Source organism: Thiohalophilus sp., from assembly GCF_031581315.1.
GTDB lineage: Bacteria > Pseudomonadota > Gammaproteobacteria > UBA6429 > Thiohalophilaceae > Thiohalophilus.
On sequence record NZ_JAVLAZ010000025.1, the window covers coordinates 27184 to 33925 of the forward strand.

7 protein-coding genes are annotated in these 6742 nt (G+C 54.0%); 4 read left to right on the forward strand and 3 right to left on the reverse strand.

The window, feature by feature from the left end; genetic code table 11:
• Positions 1-768, reverse strand: a 768-nt coding sequence (locus RI563_RS05465) for a sodium:calcium antiporter (RefSeq protein ID WP_310693347.1), incomplete at its 3' end; no start/stop codon positions are given.
• A gap of 65 nt (positions 769-833) precedes the next feature.
• Here RI563_RS05465 and RI563_RS05470 point away from each other — a divergent pair.
• Together RI563_RS05470 and RI563_RS05475 are read left to right on the forward strand one after the other, a co-directional pair.
• Positions 834-1127 carry a GIY-YIG nuclease family protein gene (locus RI563_RS05470; protein ID WP_310693348.1) on the forward strand — a complete coding sequence of 98 codons (294 nt, stop codon included), beginning with the start codon at positions 834-836 and terminating at the stop codon, positions 1125-1127.
• A 47-nt stretch (positions 1128-1174) separates the two neighbouring features.
• The gene (locus RI563_RS05475) at positions 1175-1546 is read left to right on the forward strand and encodes an HIT domain-containing protein (protein ID WP_310693349.1); all 372 of its coding nucleotides are present in this window, start codon (positions 1175-1177) and stop codon (positions 1544-1546) included.
• A gap of 21 nt (positions 1547-1567) precedes the next feature.
• Here RI563_RS05475 and RI563_RS05480 read toward each other — a convergent pair whose 3' ends face one another.
• Both RI563_RS05480 and RI563_RS05485 read right to left on the reverse strand, forming a co-directional pair.
• Positions 1568-1888, reverse strand: a complete 321-nt coding sequence (locus RI563_RS05480) for a DUF2288 domain-containing protein (protein WP_310693350.1) — start codon at positions 1886-1888, stop codon at positions 1568-1570.
• 73 nt (positions 1889-1961) lie between these two features.
• Positions 1962-3329, reverse strand: a complete 1368-nt coding sequence (locus RI563_RS05485) for a glycoside hydrolase 100 family protein (protein WP_310693351.1) — start codon at positions 3327-3329, stop codon at positions 1962-1964.
• A gap of 174 nt (positions 3330-3503) precedes the next feature.
• On the opposite strand from RI563_RS05485, the gene RI563_RS05490 reads away from it, so the two are divergent.
• Positions 3504-4415 carry a carbohydrate kinase gene (locus RI563_RS05490; RefSeq protein WP_310693352.1) on the forward strand — a complete coding sequence of 304 codons (912 nt, stop codon included), beginning with the start codon at positions 3504-3506 and terminating at the stop codon, positions 4413-4415.
• Positions 4412-6574 carry an HAD-IIB family hydrolase gene (locus RI563_RS05495; protein ID WP_310693353.1) on the forward strand — a complete coding sequence of 721 codons (2163 nt, stop codon included), beginning with the start codon at positions 4412-4414 and terminating at the stop codon, positions 6572-6574. The genes RI563_RS05490 and RI563_RS05495 overlap by 4 nt, the downstream gene beginning before the upstream one ends.
• The last annotated feature ends 168 nt before the right edge of the window (positions 6575-6742 follow it).

Below are 6742 nucleotides of genomic sequence, written 5' to 3' on the forward strand. Positions count from 1 at the left end.
TGACTTCATTCTCACTGCCGCGACGGCGATCACCAGTTCAGGCAGTGAGGTAGAGATCGCAGTAAATACACCCCCGATCACCCCCTGGGATAAACCGGTTTGCTGACTGATTTGCATGCCGGTCTGGGCCAGGACCCAGCCAGCTGCGGCAACCATTGCAGCGCAAATGGCAAACTGTAACCACAATTTTTCAACTCCGGGGGCACGGCGAGATGGCTTGTTGGTCGATTCATGGCGGGTATCGCGTGTGTTTTTAGGTACCCACATCGGCATCTGGTGTGTTCTGGCAAGGATATGAATACTGAACAGGTAAAAGATGATCAGCAGCGGACTGGCGGGATGAATTGTATAAATACTAATATGGGGTACCGTTGTCGCGAATAACAGGATACTCAATAATATAATGAGAAAGGCCGTCATCATCAGATTTTCGGCTGAAGCGGCGGCATGCTCCAGGTTGGCCTTGCGGTAAAACATGTCGGCAATGGCGAGAAACAACATCTGGGCTGCGATCCCACCCAGCGCATTGCTAACCGACAATTCGGCATAGCCGTAGCTGGCCGTGGTGACGGAAGTCATGATACCCGACAGGGAAGTTGACGCGCCGATAAAGATAGTCCCCATCAGGGCCTCGCCCATACGGGTCCGGATTGCGAGCTGACGGGCTACATGGGTCATCCTGACACCGAATATCGCAATAACAGCGGCGGCAGCCAGGAAAATCAGGATGCTAAATAACAATGAGAATTGAAAGATGCCGGGTGTCATGATTTACTTCATAATTAGCAAAACGGGGTAGCGATTGTTATAACACTTGTTTGATTATGCACGAAATGATTAAAAAAACGAATGCCTGGTATGTCTATATGCTGCAATGCAGTGATAACAGCCTGTATACCGGTATTACCGTCGATCCCGAGCGCCGGGTTCTGGAGCATAACCAGGATAACAAACTGGGCGCCCGCTATACGCGTGCCCGGCGCCCGGTGAGGCTGGTTTACCAGGAATCCTGTGCCAGCCGCTCGGCGGCCGCCAGACGCGAAGCCGAGATCCGCAAGCTGACTCGCCGGCAAAAGCTCGCGCTGACAGAAAGTTTTATCGCCACCAACCAGGAGGCTATCTCTTGAAGGGGATTCACCCGACATTGCTGAACGATTGTTTGCCTGTCGGCAGGATGCGACTGTGTCATGTGTTGTTAATGCTGGATGCCAATTACCCCTGGTTTATCCTGGTGCCGGATCGCGAGGATATCGAGGAGATTTACCAGTTATCACTGGAGGATCAACGGCAGTTGATGAGTGAGTCCTCAAGGATCGGACAGGCGATTATGCACGGATTTAACGGGGATAAACTCAATGTGGCCGCGCTGGGCAACGTGGTGCCGCAGCTGCATATCCACCATATCGTGCGATACCATGATGATCCGGCCTGGCCGGCCCCGGTGTGGGGCAAGGTGGCCACTCTCCCCTATGCAGATGATTCACGCGAGCAGGTGATAACGGTACTCAAACAGGTGCTGGGCGGTGATATGGAATACCGGGTGTAATACCGGCTCTACCGAAAGTTATCAGTGGGAGCGGATTTCCTGCACGATGACCCAGGGGGCGACAACCACGCTCCAGAAATCAGGTTCCTGTTCGGTCCACTTCAAGGCATGCTCGTCATGCGCACGGGCAAGCTGTTCTTGCTGAATCCATTTTTCGATTCGGCGCCTGTCGTCTTCGGCGAATGCCGCGGCAACTTCGATCAGATCCAGTTCTGGGCCGACGACCACAACGACGCCACGGGCAAAGTGGCGTTGCAGTTCGGACCAGGGCAGTTGTCCGGTCTCCAGGTTCAGCTTTTGCCGCAGCTCGGCCGCATTGAGTTCAACAGGTTCGTCTGACATGACAGAGTGTTTGTTCGATTGAAACCAGAATTATACCGAATATAGCCGCTGCCTGGCCACGAGTGGTTCCCCTTTAATGGGGGAGCAGATCGATCAATCCGGGGTCTTCCAGCAGTTTGTAGGAAAAAATCAAAGAAGCCGCCGTCCAGACCTGATGGCTGTTGGAGCGCCGGCCGATCAGACGACCGGAACGGCCGTCATAATATTCCGGCCAGTCATCCAGCGGCAACTTGTTCAGGGCGATCTGGAAGGCGCGTTCGGCCAGATCCCCGCGACCGGTTTTCTGCGCCGCGGCCACGAAAGGCCATAGTAACACCGGCCAGTTGCCGCCATTTTGATACGACCAGGCCGCGTTTTTGGGATCGCTGCCGGTACGTACCTGCCATTCCAGTCCTTCCATGGCCGGATAGATGATTTTCAGGGGCATGGCGCCGACCAGATCCGGCCAGCGGAGCTCATACAGACGAATGATCCGCTCGGATTGTTCATCGGAGGCCAGACCGAACATGATAGCCAGCAGATTGCCGAGGGAAAAATAACGAAAATCGATGCGCCCGACGCCCACATTCCCAACCAGATAACCGCAGTCGTTGGGCATCCACTCAATTACCCAGTCAGGAATCGACTCGGGGTAGACATTGAGGACATTGACGCTGTCGTGGCCAAATTCCTCGGTGGTATAGCGATGAATTTCATTCAATCGCCGCAGATCGAGCCAGTAGAACAGACGCACATAGCTTTGCAGGGCCTGTTCACGGGTCATGGCGGTGTTAACCAGAGAGTGGTCGCTTTCGGGGTCCTTTTCCTCGAGCAGGGAATGGATGATTCGCAATACCCCGTAAAACAAGGCCTGGATCTCCAGGGGATGGCCATAAATTCCCATACGACGATCGATCATGCTGCAGGCATCGGGCACCAGCAGGGCAGGGGTGATCTCAAAGGTGTCCTTGAGACAAAGATGCAGGATCTGTCGCATGGCCTGCTGGAAGTCGGCCCGTTTGGCCAGTGAATCATCACCGGTACTGCGAGTGTAGATGAACAGCAGAATCAGCCACCACATCATGGAATCAACCGGGGCTACCCGGCCAATGGCTTTTTCGCCAAAGTCGGCCTGCAGCCGCTCATTACCGTCAAAATCCGTGGCGACGGTAAAACTGGCCGGCATAACACCTGGCTGGATTTCGTGACCGGCAACCGTGCGTTCGCTGGTTCGCAACTCCAGAACGGCCTCCAGAAAATTGCGCACAATCTCGGGCTTGCCGTCGGCCAGAAATACCAGTGCAGAGGGGACAAAGTCGCGAATAAAGCATTCTTCATAGTTCGCGGCGGCGAGGTTCGTATGTTTCAGTGCGGCAACAGTACCCACCGGTTTGTCACGATAATAGACAATCGACTGATTGAGAATCTCGTAGGCGCGTTCTATGATGTGTTCTACAGACATAATAAATGCTTAACCTGATTGGTCAGGAATGGGGTCGATGCCAATTATAAACACATGTTCAGTTATCATAAATACCCTACAATTTTTATGCCAGAAAAGCCTGGGCTCGGCCTGTACGAACACATACTTGTCTTGTATGCCAGATAATCTGAATTGTGCCCGAGGGAGAGGGTCATGACAGGGTTGTCCATGCCGTTGCGACCGGTTGTTTTTGGCGAAGTATTGTATGACATGTTTCCGGACGGCACCGAGGTGCTCGGTGGTGCGCCGTTCAATGTTGCCTGGCACCTGCAGGGACTTGGCCTGGCGCCGCTGTTCGTCAGCCGGGTCGGCCATGACAGACTGGGAGACCGGATTCTGCACGCTATGGATGAATGGGGAATGGATACCTCGGCGGTGTTTCAGGATCCCGACCACCCTACCGGCCAGGTTCGGGTCAGCCTGGAAAATGGCCAGCCCGATTTCGATATTGTCCCCGATGTTGCCTATGACCACGTTATGCCCGGTATGGTCAAAAACCTGTATGACCATCGCGCTTATGGTCCGCTGTATCACGGTTCATTGATTGGGCGCATGCCGGACTCGGCGCAGACCCTCTCCCTGTTACGCCAGAGCGCGCCCTCTATTTTCATGGACATCAATCTACGTGCACCCTGGTGGAACAAGGCACAACTTGACGAGTTATTACAGGGCATAAACTGGATCAAAATGAACGACAACGAGCTGGCCACCTTGAGCGGTTGCCAGATTGATAATAACGAAAGTGTTGAGCAAACCACCCGTGGCATGCTTGAAAATTACGCCTGGCAGGCGGCCATTGTCACACGCGGCAGCGAGGGGGCGATGCTGCTCACACCAGAGCAAACCCGCCTGATTGCGCCCGTCGAGGTTGGACGCCTGGTCGACACCGTCGGGGCCGGCGATGGCTTCAGTGCCGTCTGGCTGGCGGGACTGCTCAGAGACTGGTCTGATGAAGTTAAACTGCAACGGGCTGTGGAATTCGCATCAGCGATCTGCAGCTTGCGGGGGGCAACCAATCAGGATGTAGAGTTTTATCGTCATTACCGCTATCTCTGGACACTATGAAAAATAATAACGGCAACGACAAGCTTTATATTGTTTTAATCAGTGTACATGGTCTGATCCGGGCCAATAATCTTGAACTTGGACGGGATGCCGATACCGGTGGCCAAAGCCTTTATGTGGTTGAGTTGGCCAGGGCACTGGCAGCGCGGGACGATGTTGCTCGTGTCGATCTGCTGACCCGATTGGTGGAAGATCCCAAGGTTGCTTCTGACTACAGCCGCCCGGAGGAAAAACTTTCTCCCAAAGCCAATTTAATACGACTGCGCTGCGGACCCCGCCGTTATCTGCGCAAGGAAGTCCTGTGGCCCTATCTGGATGAGTTTATCGATCATGCCTTGCAACATACCCGCTCTATCGGTCAGGTGCCGGATTTTATTCACGGTCATTACGCTGACGCCGGCCTGGTAGCGGCCCGCCTGGCCGGTTTGCTGGGAGCACCGATGATCTTTACCGGCCACTCGCTCGGCCGGGAAAAACAACGTCAGTTACTGAACAAAGGCGTTAAGAAAGAAAAGCTCGAGTCCCAGTACAATCTCGGTCAACGTATCGAAGCCGAAGAGATCGCGCTGGGTACCGCCGCGATGATCGTTGCCAGTACGCACCAGGAAGTCGAGGAGCAATACGCTAAATACGACAATTATCATCCTTCGCGCATGGAAGTGATCCCGCCTGGTGTCGATATCAGCCGTTACCGGCCTCCAGAGAAAGACGAAGAGCCGCCGGAAATCGCCAGTGAGCTGGCGCGCTTTCTCCAGGAGCCGGAAAAGCCGATGATACTGGCCTTGTCCCGCGCCGACGAACGCAAAAACATTACCACTCTGGTCAGGGCTTATGGCGAGTCACCCGAGCTGCAAAAAAAAGCCAATCTGGTGATTGTTGCCGGTAATCGCGATGATATCGCCGAAATGGAAAAAGGGGCACGGACAGTTCTCAAGGAACTACTGCTACTGATCGACAAATACGATCTTTACGGTAAAGTCGCTTATCCAAAGCATCACAGTAGTGACGATGTTCCGGCACTTTACCGGCTTGCCGCCCGGACCCATGGGGTATTCGTCAATCCGGCACTGACCGAGCCGTTCGGCCTGACGCTGATTGAGGCGGCGGCCAGTGGCCTGCCCATCGTCGCAACCAACGATGGTGGGCCGAATGAGATCGTTGCCAACTGTCAGAACGGTATTCTGATCGATCCTTATGACAGTCAGGATATTGCCAATGCCCTGTCCAAGGCTCTGGCCGATAAAAAACAATGGCGTCACTGGTCACAACAGGGCTACGAAGGTTCCCATCGACATTACAGCTGGGAAGGTCATGCCATGACCTATCTTGAGAAAATCAGCGGGTTCCGGGAACACCAGTATCGTGCCTATTTTGTTCCGGAAGGCAAGACCCGGCTGGTTTCGCTGGACAGAATTGGCTTTACTGCGATCGATAATGCCCTGTTTGGTGACGAGGCGGCGTTGAAACGCCTGATGGCCTACCTGGAACAAAATGCCAGGCACATCGGTATGGGGCTGGCGACCGGTCGAACGCTTGAATCAACGCTGGATTTTCTCAAGCGCTATAATCTGCCGACCCCGGATATTCTGGTTACCTCGGTCGGTTCCGAAATCCACTATGCCCACCAGGATAAACGCATCGTCGAAGATAATGCCTGGCGGCGGAACCTTGATTATCGCTGGAAGCCCAAAGCACTGCGCAAAGTCATAAACGAATGCCCCGGGATCAAACTGGCGCCGGAGTCCGAACAACGCGAACACAAGATTACGTACACCATTGATCCGGAAAAGGCGCCGAGTGTCCGGGAAATCAAACGCCATTTGCGACGCCATGACCTGCACGCCAAGGCGATCCTGTCGGAAAAAACCAATCTTGATTTGTTGCCAATCCGCTGCTCCAAGGGCCTGGCCATCCGTTATCTGTCGATTAAATGGGGTATACCGCTTGACCAGATCCTGGTCATCGGTGATTCGGGGAACGACGAGGAGATGCTGCAGGGCAGTACCCTCGGTGTGGTCGTGGCCAATCACAGCCCGGAACTGGATAAACTGCGCGACAAACCCCGGATCTATTTCACGGAAAAAAGCTACGCCGACGGTATTGTCGAAGGGATTGAATACTACAACTTCCTCGATAAAATCCGGATTCCGAACGATTAGATAAGTCACTGGAAATAACGCGGAGCTCGCAGAGGCGCGGAGGCGCAGAGTTAAGAATCAATAGCATCGTGCCACTTCTGCGTTATTTATCAGTAGCCCTGGGAATAGCGTGACTCATCCAGGTTAACGTAGCAGGGATATAGTGGTAGGCCGGACATAGCAACGCGG

What these genes read in the sequence shown, in the direction of transcription:
- RI563_RS05470 (WP_310693348.1), top strand. Translation starts at nt 834, where the DNA reads ATGATTAAAAAAACGAATGCCTGGTATGTCTATATGCTGCAATGCAGT.
- RI563_RS05475 (WP_310693349.1), top strand. Translation starts at nt 1,175, where the DNA reads ATGCGACTGTGTCATGTGTTGTTAATGCTGGATGCCAATTACCCCTGG.
- RI563_RS05480 (WP_310693350.1), bottom strand. Translation starts at nt 1,888, where the DNA reads ATGTCAGACGAACCTGTTGAACTCAATGCGGCCGAGCTGCGGCAAAAG.
- RI563_RS05485 (WP_310693351.1), bottom strand. Translation starts at nt 3,329, where the DNA reads ATGTCTGTAGAACACATCATAGAACGCGCCTACGAGATTCTCAATCAG.
- RI563_RS05490 (WP_310693352.1), top strand. Translation starts at nt 3,504, where the DNA reads ATGACAGGGTTGTCCATGCCGTTGCGACCGGTTGTTTTTGGCGAAGTA.
- RI563_RS05495 (WP_310693353.1), top strand. Translation starts at nt 4,412, where the DNA reads ATGAAAAATAATAACGGCAACGACAAGCTTTATATTGTTTTAATCAGT.